This is a genomic window from Paramesorhizobium leguminum, assembly GCF_003217235.1.
Taxonomy (GTDB): Bacteria; Pseudomonadota; Alphaproteobacteria; order Rhizobiales; family Rhizobiaceae; genus Paramesorhizobium; species Paramesorhizobium leguminum.
In genome coordinates, this window is sequence record NZ_QJTF01000013.1 from 1 (window position 1) to 16792 (window position 16792).

Genomic DNA, 16792 nt, shown 5'->3' on the forward strand with positions numbered 1-16792 from the left:
AAATGAAACTCAAAGGGCTGAGCCCTGTACAATACAGGACCCAGCCCTTAAATCGTCCCAGCCTTTAAACTGTCCAACTTTACGGGGTCAGTTCATGGCCTGGGTGACGGATTTTGCGGCCAAGACACCATACGAGTTGGATCAGGTTATGCGGAGTTTTGTTGCTCTGCGAACGATGGGGCTCGATCCAACAAACGGCTTAATGCGGGACTTGGGCGATAGTGCCGCCGCGATGGGAATTCCTGTCATACAAGCGGTCGAAGCTATGAAAGACGCTGTGACTGGTGAGAACGAGCGCCTCAAAGAGCTGGGCATCACAGCTTCCAAAGAAGCCGGCATGATTACGTATCACTATACAGACTCGACCGGAAAGATGATGGAGGCCTCCGTCGAGGCGACAGATCGCATCGGTATTCAGGCCAAGCTGATGGAAATTTTCAACGAGAAATACGGCGGAGCAATGGAAAAGCTGTCCAGCACATGGGGCGGCATGATTTCCAACGTAGCCGACATCTGGACCCAGTTTCAGTTAGCCATCATGAGCGCCGGCCTGTTCGACTGGATGAAGGAAAAGCTGAAGATGGTATTGGATACCATCAATCAACTGAAACAGAGCGGTGAGCTTGACAGGTGGGCGGCCTCTATCGGGCAGAAAATCCAGTTTGTGCTGGAAAGCGCGTGGAATTTTGCCACCAATGTATTCAGCGTCCTGCAAAAGCTCGGCGGGTATCTCAAAATCGCCGCCGACTATGTGGGCGGATGGGAGCGCCTTGGAGTAATCCTTGCCGGCATGGCCTTCGCGCCGATGCTGATTTCAACTGCTGCGGGCCTTGTCCAGATCGCCCTTGGGCTGACGATGCTCACAACCGCGCTGATGGCCAATCCGATTGTTCTGATCATTGCCGCCATAGCCATCGCAATCGCGGCAGCTGCCTATCTCATATATGCCAATTGGGACAGTATCGTCGCATTCTTCGTCAATATCTGGAACTCGATTTCTGCCGGCGCCAAGGCCGCTTGGGCGTCGATCAAGGAATGGCTTGGGTTCGATCCGGTCGCGGCATTGTCGTCAGCATGGTCCTCGATCTCGACCGTCATTTCTGATGCATGGGCTTCCCTGCCACCGCTGACATGGGACAATGTGCTCACGGCGCTCGACTGGCTTTCGTGGTTATCGCCGCTGCGCTGGCTGGATTTTGTTCCCGGCTTTTCATGGTCTGGCATCATTACCGGCACGATTGATTGGGCACAGTATATCGCGAGTTTCGAATGGTCCGATTTCCTGCCTTCGTTTTCGTGGCCGGAGATAAAGCCGCTCGATCTGCCCGAGATGCCGGATATAGCGGGCTGGATCGGCGGAATGGGCGACAAGGCCATGGCCGCGATAGAAGGCCTTTCATCCCGCCTCGGCAGCGCCTGGTCGCGGGTCAGGTCCGCCTTTTCCTTCGGGGCAAGCGCAAAGGTCGATGTGATGGACCCGGCGACGATCCAGGCGGCGCAGGCCGCCACGGCTGCGCTCAAAGCGGATATGCAAGCTGTGGCAGCGACCGACACCACCGGCGCGATGGGACAGCTTGCGCGCCTCGATGCCGAAGCCGGGCGTATCAAACAGGCGGTCACCAACTCGGTGCAACAGGCGCAATCCTATCTGGCCGGCGTCAGCCTTTATAATCAGGGCGCGGCGCTGATGGATACGATGGCGGCGGGCATCCGCGCTCGCGCGGTGGTGGTCATCGCCGAAATCCAGAAGATGGCTCAGGCGGTGCGTGACCATCTGCCATCCTCACCGGCCAAGGTCGGCCCGCTCTCCGATATCCACCGGCTCAAATTTGGGGAAACCATCGCCTCGTCCATCCGTCCCGCGCCGATGGTGAAGGCAATGCGCGGCGCTGCAGCGGCAACCATGGCGGCAGCAAGCATTTCTGGAACGAGTATTCCGGTCTCGGCGCAGCCCGTTGCCGGCGCGGCGGTGCGGGCTGAGGTGGCAGCGCGCAGCCAGTCGGCCTCCATCGCATCAGGGCAGACGGGCGGCGGCGTCCATATCGAGTACAAGCCGACCCTGCAACTCTCCGGCGATGCGAAGAGCGCCGAGGCGACTTTCCGGAAAGAACTGGATGCTCATGCTCGCCACATCGCCAAGCTTGTCGAGGAAGAGCGCCGGAAAAACGATAGGAAAAAGGCGTGATCTATCTGCTCGGCTCCATTCCCTTGGGCATTGCGCCGCTGACCGGCCCGACGGCGCATTCTTATGAACGCGCGGCGACGTTCGCACAGCACGCGCCGACACGCGGCAAGCCCGTGCTGCAGGAGATCGGCGAGGAACTGGACACACAATCCTTCGATTTCTTCTTTTCAGAAGAGTTCTGCGATCCGGGCGAGGAGCTGGCGAAGCTGGAAGCGGCCTTCGCGTTAAAATCACCGCTTCCGCTGGTCCTCGGAAACGGCGTTTTTAACGGGAAGCGCTACGTGGTTGAAAGCCTGTCTGTGACCGTGGCCAAAACGGATCGGGGCGGGTCGCCGGTGCGCATTGAGGCGTCGATTTCGTTGTTGGAAGACCCGATTGCGGGCGGGCTGTTCTCGCTCATCACCTCCCTCGCAAAATCCCGCGCGCCTGCCGTTTCCAAGGGCGCGGCGCAAAATCCGCAGGTGAAAAAATGACGGCGAAGCTCACCGGCGACTATTTCGAGCATGTCACCCAGACCGGCGACCGCTGGGATTTGCTGGCCTATCGTTATTATGGCGACCAGTACAAGCAGACCGTCCTGATCGAGGCGAACCGGCACCTGTTTCTCGATGACCTGTCAGTCCCACCGCTTGTTTTGCCCTATGGCATCACGCTGAAAATCCCGGTGATCGTGGAAGAGGCTACCAACACCGACCTGCTGCCGCCGTGGAAACGGGACAATCCCGTTTATGGAGGGCGGTGATGGCGACGAAGCCCTATTTCCAGCTCATCTATCAGGGTGTCGATATTTCGTCGGAACTGGATCCCGAGACCACTTCTGTCAGCTACACCGACAAGCACCATGGCGAGATGGACGAGATCAGCGTCACGGTACAGGATAAGGACGGCAAATGGAAAGGGGAATGGTGCCCGGAACCGGGCGACACCATGTCCCTGACGATCTTCGATGGCCTCGGCGGTGTGCTGCCCTGCGGTGAATTCGAGATGGACGAGCCAGAAGCGTCCGGTGATAGCAGCGGCGATACCATGACCATGCGCGGCATCGCCGCGCCGATCAGCAAGCCACTGCGAACCGAGAAAACCCGCGCCTTCGAAAAACAGCCTTTGCGCGCGATCGTCAGCAAGGTGGCCGGCGAAAATGGTCTTTCAGTCGAAGGCGATATCGAGAACATCAATTTCGAGCGCGTGTCCCAGCGCCGGGAACGTGATCTGGAATTTCTAACGCGCCTTGCCGAAGATACGGGCCATTATTTTACGGTGAAGGGCAAGCGGGCGATTTTCACCTCGTTCCGCTCGATCGACGGCCGCGCCGCCGCGCTCGTCATCAACCATACCATGATCGGCACCACGCTGCTGAGCTACAGTCTCAAATTCCAGACGGCCGAAACCTATTCGAAAGCAAGCGTCAGTTATCTCGACGCCAACAAAAAAGAGCCGATAAAGGCCGAGGAAAAGGACGCCCAGGTCAAGACCGGCGACACGCTCAAGATTTCCGGGGAGCGGACAGAAAGCCCGGCCAATGCCAAGGCGCTGGCAAGGTCTCGCCTGCATTACAAGAATCGGAAAAGCCGCTCCGGCTCGATCTCGCTGGTGGGGGATGTCCGGGCGTTGGCAGGCGTCACCGTCGATATGGCGGATTTCGGGAAATATGCCGGTATCTATCTGATTGACAGTTCAACCCACAATATGAGCCGGAGCGGTTACACTACGGACGCGGAGTTGCTCGATGCGCGCGCAAAATGATTTCCAGCAGAACAGTTCTAACAAGCGTGGGATCGTGGTCGATCGCGATCCCAAAAAGATGCGCGTGAAGGTGCAGTTTCAGGACGAAGATGACACCGTTTCTTTCTGGGTTGATGTGCTGGCGCGGTCTTCGGGAACCACGAAGAGTTTCATGATGCCGGATGTGGATGACGAAGTGTGGTGCGCCGTCGATATGAAGGGAGAAGACGGTTGCATTATCGGCTCCAAGTATAATGACAAGGATGCACCGCCTTTCGATGGCAATGACGATCTCGGCGTGACCTTTCCGGGCGGATCGATCCACATCGACCGCGCCAGTGGCGCAATCACGATCAACGTATCCGGCGAAGTCACTATCACCGGCGCAAGCGGACATCTGAAATAATGCCCCGGATCGTGCGTCTTGGTGATATTTCTTCTCATGGCGGCGTGGTGATCTCGTCCGCTTCGAAATGGCAGTGCGAAGGCTCGTTGATTGCCCGAAAAGGCGATCTTCATTCATGCCCCATTCCGGGTCATGGCGTGACGCCTATTATATCCGGATCGGGGAAATACCGCTGCGAGGGCGAGCCGATAGCGCGCGATGGGGATGCATGCGGATGTGGTGCGGTCATGATATCCGGCGCATCCAAGTGGGATTGCGACTAAGGGGCTGGCTTGCCTTGACCGGCTTTTCCGGCTAGCCTCGGTTGCCATCTGAAGGATTGACCGGAACCCAGTTCCGGTCATTTTTTATGTGCCGTCCGATAGTTTGGCGGCATGATCGACAAAGACAAAATTCGCCATCGCCATTGGTCGCTCAAGGTCAGCCGCATCGACCCGGAAACGGGTATTGCCGCTGATACCTATGGCGCGATCGTCACCGCCATCGACGATCTGCATCAGTCTATTTCCAACCTGATCATGACGCCGAAGCGCTCCGTGCCGACCGAGCCGGAAAAGGGCTGCGACATCGATGGCGCGATCGACAAGCATCCGGACATCGGCATTCCGTTGCTTACCCGCGAAATCTGGGACGCCATCACCATCTGGGAGCCGCGCGTCGTGGTCGAGAAGGTTGACGTGCTATTGGCACAGTTTTCCCATTTCAAGACACGGGTTTTCTGGCGACCGGTCGAGGGGGTGCTTGCCGATCAGTACATGACGGAGGTCCAATATCGTGCCTGATCCCGTCAAAAGGACGATTGAGCAACTGCGGGCCAATGGCGCGCCGCAGTTTTTCGAGCGCGATCCAGCCAAGCTGAAGGCGCTGTTCAAGCAGGAGTTCGAGCGCGTTTCCGGTCGCACGCTCTATCCGGCGCAGACCGAAATGTTCTTGATCGAAACCGCTGCCTATTCGCTTTCGATATTGAACGAGGCGGCGCAGACCGCGACCGAGCAAAACACCGCAGTGTTTGCCGAGGGCGTCCACCTTGAAAATCGCGGCTCGAATGTTTCGACCTTTCGGCTTCTGGCGCAGCGGGCCAAAACGGAGCTGCGGTTCGAGCTTAATCAGGTGCGGCTGGTCGATGTGGTGATCCCGCGCGGCACTCGTGTCGCGTCCGGTTCCGCTGTCATCTTCGCCACCGACGCCGACCTGATCATCCCGGCCGGGATGCTGGCGGCCACGGTGCGCGGCACGGCCGAGACGCCCGGCGCTGCCTTTAACGGCCTCGGCGTTGGCGCCGTGGCCGACCTGCTCGATCCGATTGCCTATGTCACCAGCGTCCGCAACGTGTCGATCGTCGAGGGCGGCACGGATGACGAGGATCTCGAGCGCTTTCGTCTTCGGGTGGTCAATGCGCTCTATACCATCGCCAAGACCGGCCCGCGTAATGGCTATCGCGAGCATGTCATGGCTGTCGATCCGGAGATTGTGGATGTCGAGCCGGTCAGGCCGGAGCCGGGCTTTATCAATATCTATCCGCTCACCAGAACAGGCCAGCCCAGTCAGGCACTGAAGGATGCCATCCTCGCCTATCTCGACCCCGACACATTGCGCCCCATGGGCGATGACGTGACGGTGCATGATCCCGTCCGTATTGGATTTCGCTTCACCCTGATCGTGCGTTCGCTCGAAGCGGTTGCCGGACTGGATGCCACTGCCCGCGCGGCGGCGGAAACGGCCTTTTTCCCATGGACGCAGGAGCTTGGCGCACAGATTGCGCCATCGGCCATCATCGCCGCCGTCAAGACGATTCCCGGCGTGACCGATGTCGCCATCGGCGGGCTGGATTTCACCGATCTGCCGAAAACCCATTATGCCGGGCTCGATGAGCTAATCGTCAAACTTGAGGTCAAGGCGAATGTCTGACCCGTTCATCCCGCTTGAGCTTGTTCCGCCCGGCGTCAATGACCGCCGTTCGCGGGATTTCATCAGCGCCTTGGGCGCATTGCTGGCTGATTTCAGGCCATCCGCCCTCATGATCCAGGACCCATGGACAGTCCAGTCATCGCTGTTGCCGATCATGATCGTCGAGGCCGGTCTATCCGAATTCGTTTCGCCCAATATGCGCGAGGATTTGGTGCGATCGCTGATCGCCCATGCGCCTGAAATCCATGCCCGCACCGGCACGGTGCGTGGCGTCAAGCTGGCGTTAGAGGCCATAGGCGTATCCGCCCGCTGGACGCAATGGTGGGAAGAGACGCCCAAGGCGCATCACGATACACACAGGGTTGTGCTTTTCCTCTCCGACACGGTGATCGACGGCCATGCGCCGCTCGATCTCGCCAATCAGCGCGCCGCCGCCCGCATCATCGCCGCCACCAAACGCCACAGCCAGGACATTGCCATCCAGTACGGCCTGCGCGGCCTTTCTAACGTCTACGCTGGCGCTGCCTCGCGACGTGGCCGCACGGTGCGTATCAACGCGCCGCAGCTCGGCGATGAAAGCTTCTCTACACCTTCCTACGCAGGGACAGGCGCGCGCGTCGTCCGTGACATCCGCATCAACGCAAAGGTCTGACCATGGCGCAAAACTACTTTTCCATCGTTACGAATGTAGGCCGTAACAAGCTGGCGCTCAGCGCAGCCGGCGGCGAAGAGGTGACGATCACGCATTTCGCGATTGGCGATGGCAACGGTGCAGAGGTCAACCCGACCGCCGCTAGCACGGCATTGGTGCGCGAGGTCTGGCGGACGCAGGTTGAAAGCGTTGAAATCGACCCGCTCAACCCATCTGCGGTACTGGTGACCGCGATCATTCCGACCAATGTCGGTGGTTGGTGGATGCGTGAGTTCGGCATTTTTGACCGTGCCGGCGACATGATCGCGGTGGCGAAGCCCGTCTCGCAATATAAGTCAACCGCGCTTGAAGGGCAGCTTGAAGATATCCGCTACGAATTCCAGATCATCATAGGCGAGACAGCCAACGTCACGATGCTGGTCGATCCGTCAGTCTTGCTGGCGAGCCGGGATTTCGTCGAGAAGCGCAAAGTGCCTGTGGCGCAGCTCTCCCTCACGCCGTGGGTGCCGGTAAAATCCATGACCGTCACCGCGCCGCCCGCAAATGCTGCCGCGTGGGATACCTACGTCATCCCCAACGGCGCGACGGGGGCATGGGCTGGGAAGGCTGGCGGTGTCGCGGAGTGGACCGGCGCGGCCTGGAATATCTTTGTTCCGAAGGACGGTCACGGTATAGGCCTGCCGGATGGGCGCGTCTTTTTGCGCGTGGCCGGCACTTATATCGAGTGGCTCGCCAGCCGCGAATGGGTGACCTCCCGGAAGACACCGGTGGAGCGGCTCAATAGTCTGCCTTGGCTCTCCGTGCAGAGCGTTACGCTGACCGCTCCGCCTGCGGCGCCAGCAGCGGGGGACATTTATCTGATCCCAGCGGGGAGTATCGGTAAATGGGCGGGACAGGCCGGGAAGCTCGCGGAATGGTCGGGCACGGATTGGACGTTTATTGCGCCTCGCGACGGCCATGGCGTCAGCCTGCCGGATGGACGGGTGTTTGAGCGCATCGGTGGCGCATATGTCGAAAAAATTGCCCAGGATGTACAGTCAGGCAGGTGGGTATATGTCGAGGACGCAAGCCCGGATGTTAACCGGGTGGTCGTGAGCCCGACGCCTGCCCTCACGGCGTTAACCGCGGGCCTCGGACTACGCGTTAAAGCCAAGAACTCCAGCACCGGTAAATCGGTGATGGCGGTTTCCGGTTTACCGGACAAGGAGCTTGTGCGGCTTGACGGGTCGACCCTCTACGACAGCGATATCGTGGCGGGCGGCATTTACGACTTCATTTATGATGGAGCCAAGTTCCGGGTTTTAAGCGCGCTATCCACTCCCCAATTGCGCCGGCCCATCACGCTCCATGTCAATGCCGCGATCGGTAATGATGCAAACGATGGCTCCGCCAATGACGCCGCCCACGCGATCGCCTCCATTCAGGGGGCGGTAGACCAGGCATTCGCGTATGGCCCTGGTCCCTACACGGTGACCATCCGTGTCGCTGCCGCTACCTACGGACGCGTCAGGATACCCGAGAGGGTCGGGCCGACCCTGTCCATTATCGGCGATGTCGCTACACCTGGCAACGTTGTGATCAATGGTGGCGCCGGCGCGGATACCTTCTCGGTTTATGGATCGAATGTCGTATCGGTTTCCGGTGTGCGAGCGCAGATGATTCAATCCGGCACGGAGCGCAGTGGCTTTATTTCCTACGGGCAGTCCACGCTTAACGTTGATCGCTGTGAGACCGGCGCTATCGATGGGGCATCCCTGCAGGCCTATGGCGGCGGTGTGATCAACGTCTCCAATCATCGCTTCACCAGCAGTTCCAGGTTCATGTACCGCGCCAATGTCGGCGGGCGGATTAGTATTGCAGGCACACAAACGCTGGTAGGCGTGGTCCCCCTCGGCAGCGCCGCCGCCCAGGCTGATAATGGCGGTGTAATTGTCGCCTCTCCTTCCAATCCAGTCACTTTCGTTAACCGAGAGAACCTCGCCGCAGGCGCGCGTTATCGCGTGATTATGAATGGTTTGATCGACACGGTGGGCGGCGGCCCCAATTTCTTCCCCGGCGTCGGTGATGGCGCCACCTCGACAGGAGGCCAATATGTATGATCCCTATGACTGGTATTGGCGCGCTGATGATGGACGCGTCTTTTCTTCGGCCCGGCAAGCGATTGTTGACGCCGACGATGAGGAATACCTCGGATGGCGCAATGACGCGCGCCAGCCGACGCCGTGGCCGCTGGATGATGCCGGACAGCAAACCGATGCGGCCTTGCAGGCTGTCCTGACGCCCTTTGGCCTCTATGTCGGGCTTGCGGAGGCCAAGGCCGGGCATAAGGCTGCGGTCGATCAGGCGGCGGAGCGTGAGCGGAAAAAATACATCACGCCCGGCGAAGGGCAGGCAATGGAGTATCAGCAGGCGGCAACCGAGGCGATCGCTTATCTGGCCGCGCTTGAGGCCGATCCGAAATATGAGCCCGAACCGGGCGCATACCCGATGCTGGAGGCGTCGATCGGCATTGATGGCGATACGCTTGCGGAGGTGGCAACGACCGTGGCTGCGATGCACACGCAATGGCAGATGATAGGCTCCGCTATCCGCACCGTTCGGCTCGCCGCAAAAGCGGCAGTCGGCGCGGCGGAGAGCGTCGAGGCCGCGCAGGCAGTACTGGATGGAATCAAATGGCCCACGCCGCAAGAGGTGGCGCGCTAGTCAAGGACGGCCACGTCAATTCGTGGCGGCGGGGTATCCGGCAAGAAGACCCGCCCGACAGCAGGGGTAGATAACCGTCGCGTCCGCGCCCTTTCGGGCAAGCGGCTTGTGACCGATTCTTGAGTATGAGTATATGACCTTCCAGCCTAACCACATCGCCGTCGATCCGGTTTCGCCGCCCGCTGCTTACATTGGCGGCAAGCGCCAGCTCTCGCGCCGCATCTGCGAGTGCATCGCAGCGGTGCCCCATTCGCTTTATGCGGAGCCTTTTGTCGGCATGGGCGGCGTGTTCTTTAAACGGTCATCTGCCCCACGTACCGAGGTGATCAACGACCGCTCCGGCGATGTGGTCAACCTGTTCCGCATTTTGCAGCGGCACTATCCATACTTCATGGACATGCTGAAATTCCAGATCACGAGCCGCCGCGAGTTCGAGCGGCTCAAGGCGAGCAATCCGGTCACTCTGACTGATCTCGAGCGAGCGGCTCGGTTCCTGTATCTTCAGCGTCTGACCTTCGGCGGAAAAGTGGCCGGCCGGACTTTTGGCGTCCAGCGCGCTGGCTCAGCCCGTTTCAATCTCACGCGCCTCGCACCCATCTTAGATGATATCCACGAACGGCTTACGGGCGTAGTGATTGAAAACCTCGACTGGCTAGACTTTATCGACCGCTACGATCAGCCAGAAACGCTGTTCTACCTCGATCCGCCCTATTGGGGATCTGAGGATTATTACGGCAAGGAACTGTTCAGCCGGGACCAGTACGAGGTAATGGCCGGGCGTCTCGCCCGCATCAAGGGCCGCTTCCTGCTCTCCATCAACGACGTGCCGGACATTCGCTCGATCTTCTCCGCCTTCGACATCGAGGACGTGTCGCTGACCTACACTGCCAGTGGCGGCCGGGGGAAAGCGGTGCGGGAATTGATCATCAGTAACGGATGATCCGATGATCGGCGTTAGCGTTTTTGGTTTTTTGTGCCAAAGCTAACGCCGATTTGTGCCAAAGGTCGCGCCGCGCCACACCGTCATTCCTGTGCTTGTCACAGGAATCCATGCCTCAACCTATCCATTCACGACAACGGCGCAAATACGTACCTTTCCTCCCGCATTGCGCAGATGATGTGGAACACGCTTGGCATTCCAAGACTATATGCAGGAGACAAGTATTGAGGCGCAGAGAAAACAAGCGAAAGCTAATATATTAAAAGAGTAAGGAAATCTCAAGCACCCATGTTGCACTGCAACAAAAGCTGGTGTTAGCTGAGCCAAATTGGGGAAATCGTATGTATCGAACCGCAAAGTTGCTCAGCGCCGCGCTGCTGTCGTCGTCCGTCTCTCATGCCGCGCCTGCATCCGATCTGCGCGCGCAGATCGTCATCTACGGGTGCACGCCGGCGGGGATCACTGCCGCAATCGCGGCGAAGCGGCGCGAGCATGATGTCGCGCTTGCCTGCCGCGACGGCTGGATCGGCGGCTTGAGCACCAACGGGCTCGGCTATGCCGATGCGGGCAATCATCATGCGATTGGCGGCCTTGCGTTGCAGTTCTATAAGGACGTCAAATCCTATTATGCCGAACGGGGTATTACCGACATCCCCGCGGCGCAGGCCCACCCCGGCTCACCCAACGACGTTCCCGGCACGCAATGGGTGTTCGAGCCACATGTCGCAGAGGCGATCTATCAGCGCTGGCTCGACCAGCACGGCATCGTGCCGATCTATAATTTCAAGCTTCGGCTCGACCAGGGCGGTGTCGTCTCGCAGGATGGCAAAGTCCGGGAAATGGTCGCGGAAGACGGCCGAAAGATCACGGGCGACATGTTCATCGACGCCAGCTACGAAGGCGACCTAATGGCGATGGCAGGCGTGTCCTTCACGACAGGCCGCGAAGCCAATGCCCAATATGGCGAAACGCTCAACGGCAACCAGCCGCTCAATTCGGTCTCGCACAATTTTACCGCAGACGTGGATCCGTATATCGTTCCCGGAAAGCCCGAGAGCGGGCTGCTGCCGCGGATCGAGCCCGGTCCCGCCGGCGTGGAGGGCGCGGGAGACAAGCGCATCCAGGCCTATACCTATCGCCTGTGCATGACGAAGCGGCCAGACATCCGGGCGCCGTTTCCGAAGCCCGCCAACTACGATCCGCTTCAATACGAGCTGCTTGCCCGCTATTACGACACCGGCTGGCGCGACCCCTTTACCAAATACGACGCCATTCCGAACGGCAAGACCGATACCAACAATTTCGGCGCCTTCTCCTTCGATAATATCGGCATGAATTATGGCTATCCGACGGGCTCCTATGCCGAGCGCGAGCGCATCGTCGCGGAACATCGCGACTATCAGCAGGGGCTGTTGTGGTTCATGCAGAACGACCCCCGCGTTCCCGCCGACGTGCGCGCCGCGATGGCGCCGTGGGGGCTGTGCGGCGACGAATTCAAGGATAACGGCCACTGGCCACGGGAGATCTACATGCGCGAAGCGCGCAGGATGGTCTCCGATTTCGTGATGGCGGAGAAACACCTTCGCGGGCTGGAGCCGACGCCGCAATCGGTCGGGCTCGGCTCGTACAACATGGATTCGCACAATGTGCGACGCTATGTCGACGCCCGCGGCTTTGCTCGCAACGAAGGCAATATCGAAGTGAGCCCGGGCCGCGATTATGAGATCAGCTACCTCTCGCTGGTGCCCCGCCGGAACGAGGCGCGCAACCTTCTGGTGCCTGCGGCGATCTCCGCATCGCACATTGCCTATGGCTCAATTCGCATGGAACCGGTCTTCATGATTCTGGGAGAGTCTGCCGGCACCGCTGCAAGCCTGGCGCTCCGGTCTAACAGCGACGTTCAGGATGTACGCTACGACGCGCTCGAACCCGAACTGGTCACGGCGGGCCAGGTACTCCATCCGGATAGCACCGTCGCCCGCTATTACAAGAAAATCAGGAGGAAGCTTGCCTCTATATATGCAGGCTTGACTGATTAGAAACGCTGCCGGGATAAAATAGGCGCCTTTTCATTACGGAACCTTTCACCGAAGCGGGGCGTTGTGCCGGACCGTTTCACCGGCTGAGGGGCTCCATGTCGTTCGATTTTTTCTCATACGATTTCTTCCTATTCGTTCTCATCGGCTTTTGCGCGCAGATCGTTGATGGCGCGCTCGGCATGGCGTTCGGCGTGCTGTCCACAACCAGCCTTCTTGCCATCGGGATGCCGCCGGCGACGGCGAGTGCGATGACGCATGTGGCGGAAATGTTCACCACCGCCGCGTCGGGCGCTTCCCATGCTTATCATCGCAATGTGAACTGGCATTTCGTCGCGCGGCTGGCGCCTGCGGGGATCGCGGGCGGCATCATCGGCGCCTATGTCCTCACCCAAATCGACGGCAAGGCGATCGAGCCGTTCGTCTCGGCCTATCTGGTGGCCGTCGGGCTCTATATCCTGTTCAAGGCCTTGCGCCCGCTCTGGCCGCGCGATGTGCGCGACTGGATCATCCCTTATGTGGGCTTTTGCGGCGGCCTTCTCGATGCGGCGGGCGGTGGCGGTTGGGGGCCGATTGTCACGACATCGCTCGTCGGGCGCGGCCATGATCCGAAAAAGGTGATCGGCTCCACCAACCTGACCGAATTCCTGGTGACGGTGTCGATCTCCGTCACCTTCGTGCTGACGCTCGGCTGGTCCGAATTGCACGCGGCCATAGGGCTGATCATCGGCGGCGTCCTCGCCGCGCCCATCGGCGCTTATGTGGTCAAGCGCGTGCCGGTACGCCCGCTGATGGTGGCGGTTGCGCTCATCATCATCGCCACCTCGGCCATCCGGATATTTTAAGGAACTTCACACTTCCAACGCCGCGAAACTTGCGCCATCCGACCGGCAATGACTATCTTACGGTGCTATTCCCGGTTGCCGGCGGGCGAAATGCCGTCCGGCAGACACGAAAGGCAGGCGTTAGTGCGAAGAAAGCCGAAAGACAGGAAGCTCTCCGCAGACATTCTCAGGGTCATCCGCAACCGGCCTGGCCACAGGCCGCATTCCGCCAACAGAGGGGCGGGAGATACGGTTATCGCCTCCTACAACGTGCATAAATGCATCGGCGTGGACAAGAAATTCGATCCTGAACGCACCGCGCAGGTCATTGCTGAAATCGATGCGGATGTGATCGCCATTCAGGAAGCGGACAAGCGCTTCGGGCGCCGCTCGGGACTGCTCGATCTCGATTGGCTGGAGCGGACAAGCGGGCTTGTGCCCGTGCCGATCGACGCCATGTCGCCCACCGGCCATGGCTGGCATGGCAATCTGATTTTGCTGCGCAGGGGCACGGTGCTTCGCGTTCGCCAGCTCAAGCTGCCCGGCGTCGAGCCCCGCGGCGCGCTGGTGGCGGATATCGATTTTGCCATCGGCCATCTGAGGATCATCGCGGCGCATCTGGGGCTGCTCAGGCGCTCGCGCGAGCAGCAGGCGGAGGCGATCATGGCCGCTTTCGAGGCGGAGGAGGCGCGCCCTACCCTGCTTATCGGCGATCTCAACGAATGGCGCGTCGGCAAGCGCTCCTCGCTCGCCTCGCTGCTTCCCATTTTCGACCCGTCATCAGGCGCGGTGCCCAGCTTCCCCTCGCGCTTTCCGGTGCTGGCGCTCGACCGGGTGCTCGGCCATCCGCACGATCTGGTGACAATGCTGGAAGTGCACAACACGCCGCTGGCGCGCATCGCCTCCGATCATTTGCCGATCAAGGCGCATATCGATCTGGAGGCGGCGCTTCTATCCACGAGGGAACCGCTTACAGATAGGGTGAGCCGAGCCATATGATACGCTCCATCAGTCGACGAAGGAACGGCCGGGCGCGCAATTCCTGCAGGATAACCGGCTTGGCGCCTTTCATCGCGGCGCGGATGCGAGTGTCCACCTTCCTCGCGAAACGCTTGTCGAACACTTCCAGATCCACCTCGAAATTCAGCCGCAGCGAGCGCGGATCGAGATTGGAAGAGCCGACATAGGCCCAGAGGCCATCCACCACCATCAGCTTGGAATGATCAAAATGGCCGGCCGCGCGCCAGATGCGGCAGCCATCCTTGAGCAGTTGGTCGAACTGCGCCGTCATCGCATGATCGACAAGCTTCAGATTGTTCACGCCCGGCACGAGGATATCTACCACGACGCCGCGACGCGCCGCGGTGACGAGCGCGGTGATCAACTCGCGGTCGGGCAGGAAGTAAGGCGACATGATGCGGATATAATCCTTGGCGACGGAGAACGCGCCCATCATAATGCGGTGATTGGTTTCAAGGCTCTTATCCGGCCCGGAAGGCACGACGCGCGCCATGGTGCCGGCGCCGAAAGGCGCCTTGGGCGAGACGACCGCCCAGGCGGGGCCTGAAAGCAGCTCGCCCGTGGTGAAAAGCCAATCCTCCAGCGCCGTGTGAAACAGATCCGTGACGATGGGCCCGGTGACGCGGAAATGCGTGTCACCCGAGACGCCGTTCCCCACGATGGCGGCGGCGAAACCGGCACGGATGTTCATGCCGCCGGTAAAAGCGGTCTCGCCATCGATGATCAATATCTTGCGGTGGGTGCGCAGATTGGCATAGGGCAGCCTAAGGCCCATGATGATGTTACCGTTGAACACATCGACCGGCACGCCGCGCCGCTTCAAATAGCCGACGATGCTGGGAATGGAATAGCGGGCGCCGACGGCGTCAATCAGCACACGAACCTCGACACCTCGCCGGATGGCCTTCGCCAGCGCATCGGCAAATCGGATGCCGACGACATCCCTGTCGAAGATATAGGTTTCCAAGAGGATGCTGCGTTGCGCCGCTTCCATGCCCGCGAGCATCGCGGCATAGGCGTCGTCGCCGCTCTCCAGAACGGCAATGCTGTTGCCGGAGGTAAGCTTGTAGCGGCTGACGCGATCGCCGAGCCGCTTCATGGCGGTTAGCGCGTTACCAAAACGCCGCTCCATCGTATTGCCGGTCACGTCATATTCGGCGAGGTGATACCGTTCGACCTTGGGCATTCCGGCGCGTTGCAGCGTCAACGTCGACCGGCGGATGCGGTTGATACCTGCGACCGCGTAGATCAGCGCGCCTATGATGGGCGACAGAACGATGACGCCGACCCAACCGATCGCCGCGCGGACCTCTTCCTTCGTCATCGTCGCATGGATGGCCGCGGCCGCCCCCATGACAACCGAGACGACGGCGAAGATTTGCGCCCAATGGGTGGAAATGACTTCAAGCATGACAGCCCGACTGTTTTCTTGAACGCATGATCTTATCCAAAAACCTGCAACCTTTTGCTGACGCGGGCGTTCGGTTCGGGATCTGCTTTATCCGCGAAACCGGAGACTTTGGAAAGAGCACCCCGGCAATATGGATGAAGCAATCAACAAAAGCGCAGAAGAAATAGGCCCCTTCGGCCAATAGAAATCCAAAGTATTACTTGAAGTATTTCCTTAGTAAAACGCGCGTATAAGAAAATTAACTTAACCATATTCATCCTGGAGAACTGCAATGGCGAAGATTGTGAAAACTATTCCCAATACCAACATCCCAGATATGGCCAATGTTCAGCAAATGCTGCACAGCAAATGGTCATGGTTCGTCGGGATCGGCATCCTGCTCTTGCTGCTGGGCGGCCTCGCGCTCGGCAATATGATCGCCGCGACGGTGGCGTCGGTCTATTTCATCGGGTTGCTGATGCTTCTGGGCGGCATCATCGAGATCGTCCATGCCTTCGGCGTGCAGGGCTGGAAGAGCTTCCTGTTCTGGCTTCTCAGCGGGCTGCTCTATGCCGCCGCCGGCATCGTCGCTTTCCTCAATCCGCTTCTCGCCTCGGCGGTGTTCACCTTTCTGCTGGCAGCGGCGCTTCTCGCGGTCGGCATCATTCGCATATGGACCGGCTTCGAGACCAGGCATACCACGACGGGCTGGGGCTGGATCGTGGCGACGGGCGTATTGACCGCGCTTGCGGGCCTCATCATCGCGCTCGGCTGGCCGATCAACAGCCTGTGGGTGCTCGGCGCGTTCCTTGCCATAGACCTGATCTTCCAGGGCTGGTCGTTCATCGCGTTCGGCCTCGGCCTCAAGGGTTACGGCACGCCTGCGCCAATCGCCGCCGCCGTCAAGACCACTGCTTCCCGGTCCACCACGCGAGCAAAACCGGCGACAAGAGCGAAAACAGCCACCTCACGGGCGAGAACGACCGCCGCCAAGGCGAAATCGAAA

16 protein-coding genes and 1 pseudogene are annotated in these 16792 nt (G+C 59.9%); 16 read left to right on the forward strand and 1 reads right to left on the reverse strand.

Going from position 1 to position 16792, the window contains the following annotated elements:
* Positions 1 to 265 precede the first annotated feature (265 nt).
* From C7477_RS11610 to C7477_RS11680, 15 genes are all read left to right on the forward strand, one after another.
* Positions 266 to 2185 (forward strand): tape measure protein, encoded by a 1920-nt coding sequence (locus C7477_RS11610; RefSeq protein ID WP_110752261.1) that lies wholly within the window; start codon positions 266 to 268, stop codon positions 2183 to 2185.
* A complete protein-coding gene (locus C7477_RS11615) occupies positions 2182 to 2658 on the forward strand; it encodes a phage tail protein (protein ID WP_110752263.1) in 477 nt (158 codons plus the stop codon). Before C7477_RS11610 ends, C7477_RS11615 begins: the two co-directional genes overlap by 4 nt.
* Positions 2655 to 2927, forward strand: a complete 273-nt coding sequence (locus tag C7477_RS11620) for a tail protein X (RefSeq protein ID WP_110752266.1) — start codon at positions 2655 to 2657, stop codon at positions 2925 to 2927. Before C7477_RS11615 ends, C7477_RS11620 begins: the two co-directional genes overlap by 4 nt.
* Positions 2927 to 3928 (forward strand): phage late control D family protein, encoded by a 1002-nt coding sequence (locus C7477_RS11625; protein ID WP_110752268.1) that lies wholly within the window; start codon positions 2927 to 2929, stop codon positions 3926 to 3928. The genes C7477_RS11620 and C7477_RS11625 overlap by 1 nt, the downstream gene beginning before the upstream one ends.
* Positions 3912 to 4313, forward strand: coding sequence for a phage baseplate assembly protein V (locus C7477_RS11630; protein WP_110752270.1), 402 nt, complete (start codon positions 3912 to 3914; stop codon positions 4311 to 4313). The genes C7477_RS11625 and C7477_RS11630 overlap by 17 nt, the downstream gene beginning before the upstream one ends.
* Positions 4313 to 4576 (forward strand): PAAR domain-containing protein, encoded by a 264-nt coding sequence (locus tag C7477_RS11635; protein ID WP_110752272.1) that lies wholly within the window; start codon positions 4313 to 4315, stop codon positions 4574 to 4576. Before C7477_RS11630 ends, C7477_RS11635 begins: the two co-directional genes overlap by 1 nt.
* A 111-nt stretch (positions 4577 to 4687) precedes the next feature.
* Positions 4688 to 5095 (forward strand): GPW/gp25 family protein, encoded by a 408-nt coding sequence (locus tag C7477_RS11640; RefSeq protein ID WP_110752274.1) that lies wholly within the window; start codon positions 4688 to 4690, stop codon positions 5093 to 5095.
* Complete coding sequence (locus tag C7477_RS11645; RefSeq protein ID WP_110752276.1) at positions 5088 to 6221, forward strand: baseplate J/gp47 family protein; 1134 nt, start codon at positions 5088 to 5090, stop codon at positions 6219 to 6221. The genes C7477_RS11640 and C7477_RS11645 overlap by 8 nt, the downstream gene beginning before the upstream one ends.
* Entirely contained in the window at positions 6214 to 6873 is a 660-nt protein-coding gene (locus C7477_RS11650; protein WP_110752278.1) for a phage tail protein I, read from the forward strand. The genes C7477_RS11645 and C7477_RS11650 overlap by 8 nt, the downstream gene beginning before the upstream one ends.
* Before the next feature lie 2 nt (positions 6874 to 6875).
* On the forward strand, positions 6876 to 8972 hold the full coding sequence (locus C7477_RS18980; protein WP_181418401.1) for a phage tail-collar fiber domain-containing protein: 2097 nt from the start codon (positions 6876 to 6878) through the stop codon (positions 8970 to 8972).
* Positions 8965 to 9576, forward strand: coding sequence for a hypothetical protein (locus tag C7477_RS11660; RefSeq protein ID WP_110752280.1), 612 nt, complete (start codon positions 8965 to 8967; stop codon positions 9574 to 9576). Before C7477_RS18980 ends, C7477_RS11660 begins: the two co-directional genes overlap by 8 nt.
* 133 nt (positions 9577 to 9709) lie before the next feature.
* The gene (locus C7477_RS11665; RefSeq protein ID WP_110752282.1) at positions 9710 to 10516 is read left to right on the forward strand and encodes a DNA adenine methylase; all 807 of its coding nucleotides are present in this window, start codon (positions 9710 to 9712) and stop codon (positions 10514 to 10516) included.
* 341 nt (positions 10517 to 10857) lie between these two features.
* Positions 10858 to 12555 (forward strand): FAD-dependent oxidoreductase, encoded by a 1698-nt coding sequence (locus C7477_RS11670; RefSeq protein ID WP_110752284.1) that lies wholly within the window; start codon positions 10858 to 10860, stop codon positions 12553 to 12555.
* 95 nt (positions 12556 to 12650) lie between these two features.
* A complete protein-coding gene (locus C7477_RS11675; RefSeq protein WP_110752286.1) occupies positions 12651 to 13397 on the forward strand; it encodes a sulfite exporter TauE/SafE family protein in 747 nt (248 codons plus the stop codon).
* A gap of 90 nt (positions 13398 to 13487) precedes the next feature.
* Positions 13488 to 14375, forward strand: coding sequence for an endonuclease/exonuclease/phosphatase family protein (locus C7477_RS11680; protein WP_110752442.1), 888 nt, complete (start codon positions 13488 to 13490; stop codon positions 14373 to 14375).
* Here the strand turns inward: C7477_RS11680 and C7477_RS11685 are convergent.
* Positions 14347 to 15807, reverse strand: coding sequence for a phospholipase D-like domain-containing protein (locus C7477_RS11685; RefSeq protein WP_110752288.1), 1461 nt, complete (start codon positions 15805 to 15807; stop codon positions 14347 to 14349). The genes C7477_RS11680 and C7477_RS11685 overlap by 29 nt on opposite strands.
* Before the next feature lie 316 nt (positions 15808 to 16123).
* Here C7477_RS11685 and C7477_RS11690 point away from each other — a divergent pair.
* Positions 16124 to 16654: pseudogene (locus tag C7477_RS11690) on the forward strand (HdeD family acid-resistance protein); the annotation flags it as partial.
* Positions 16655 to 16792: the final 138 nt, after the last annotated feature.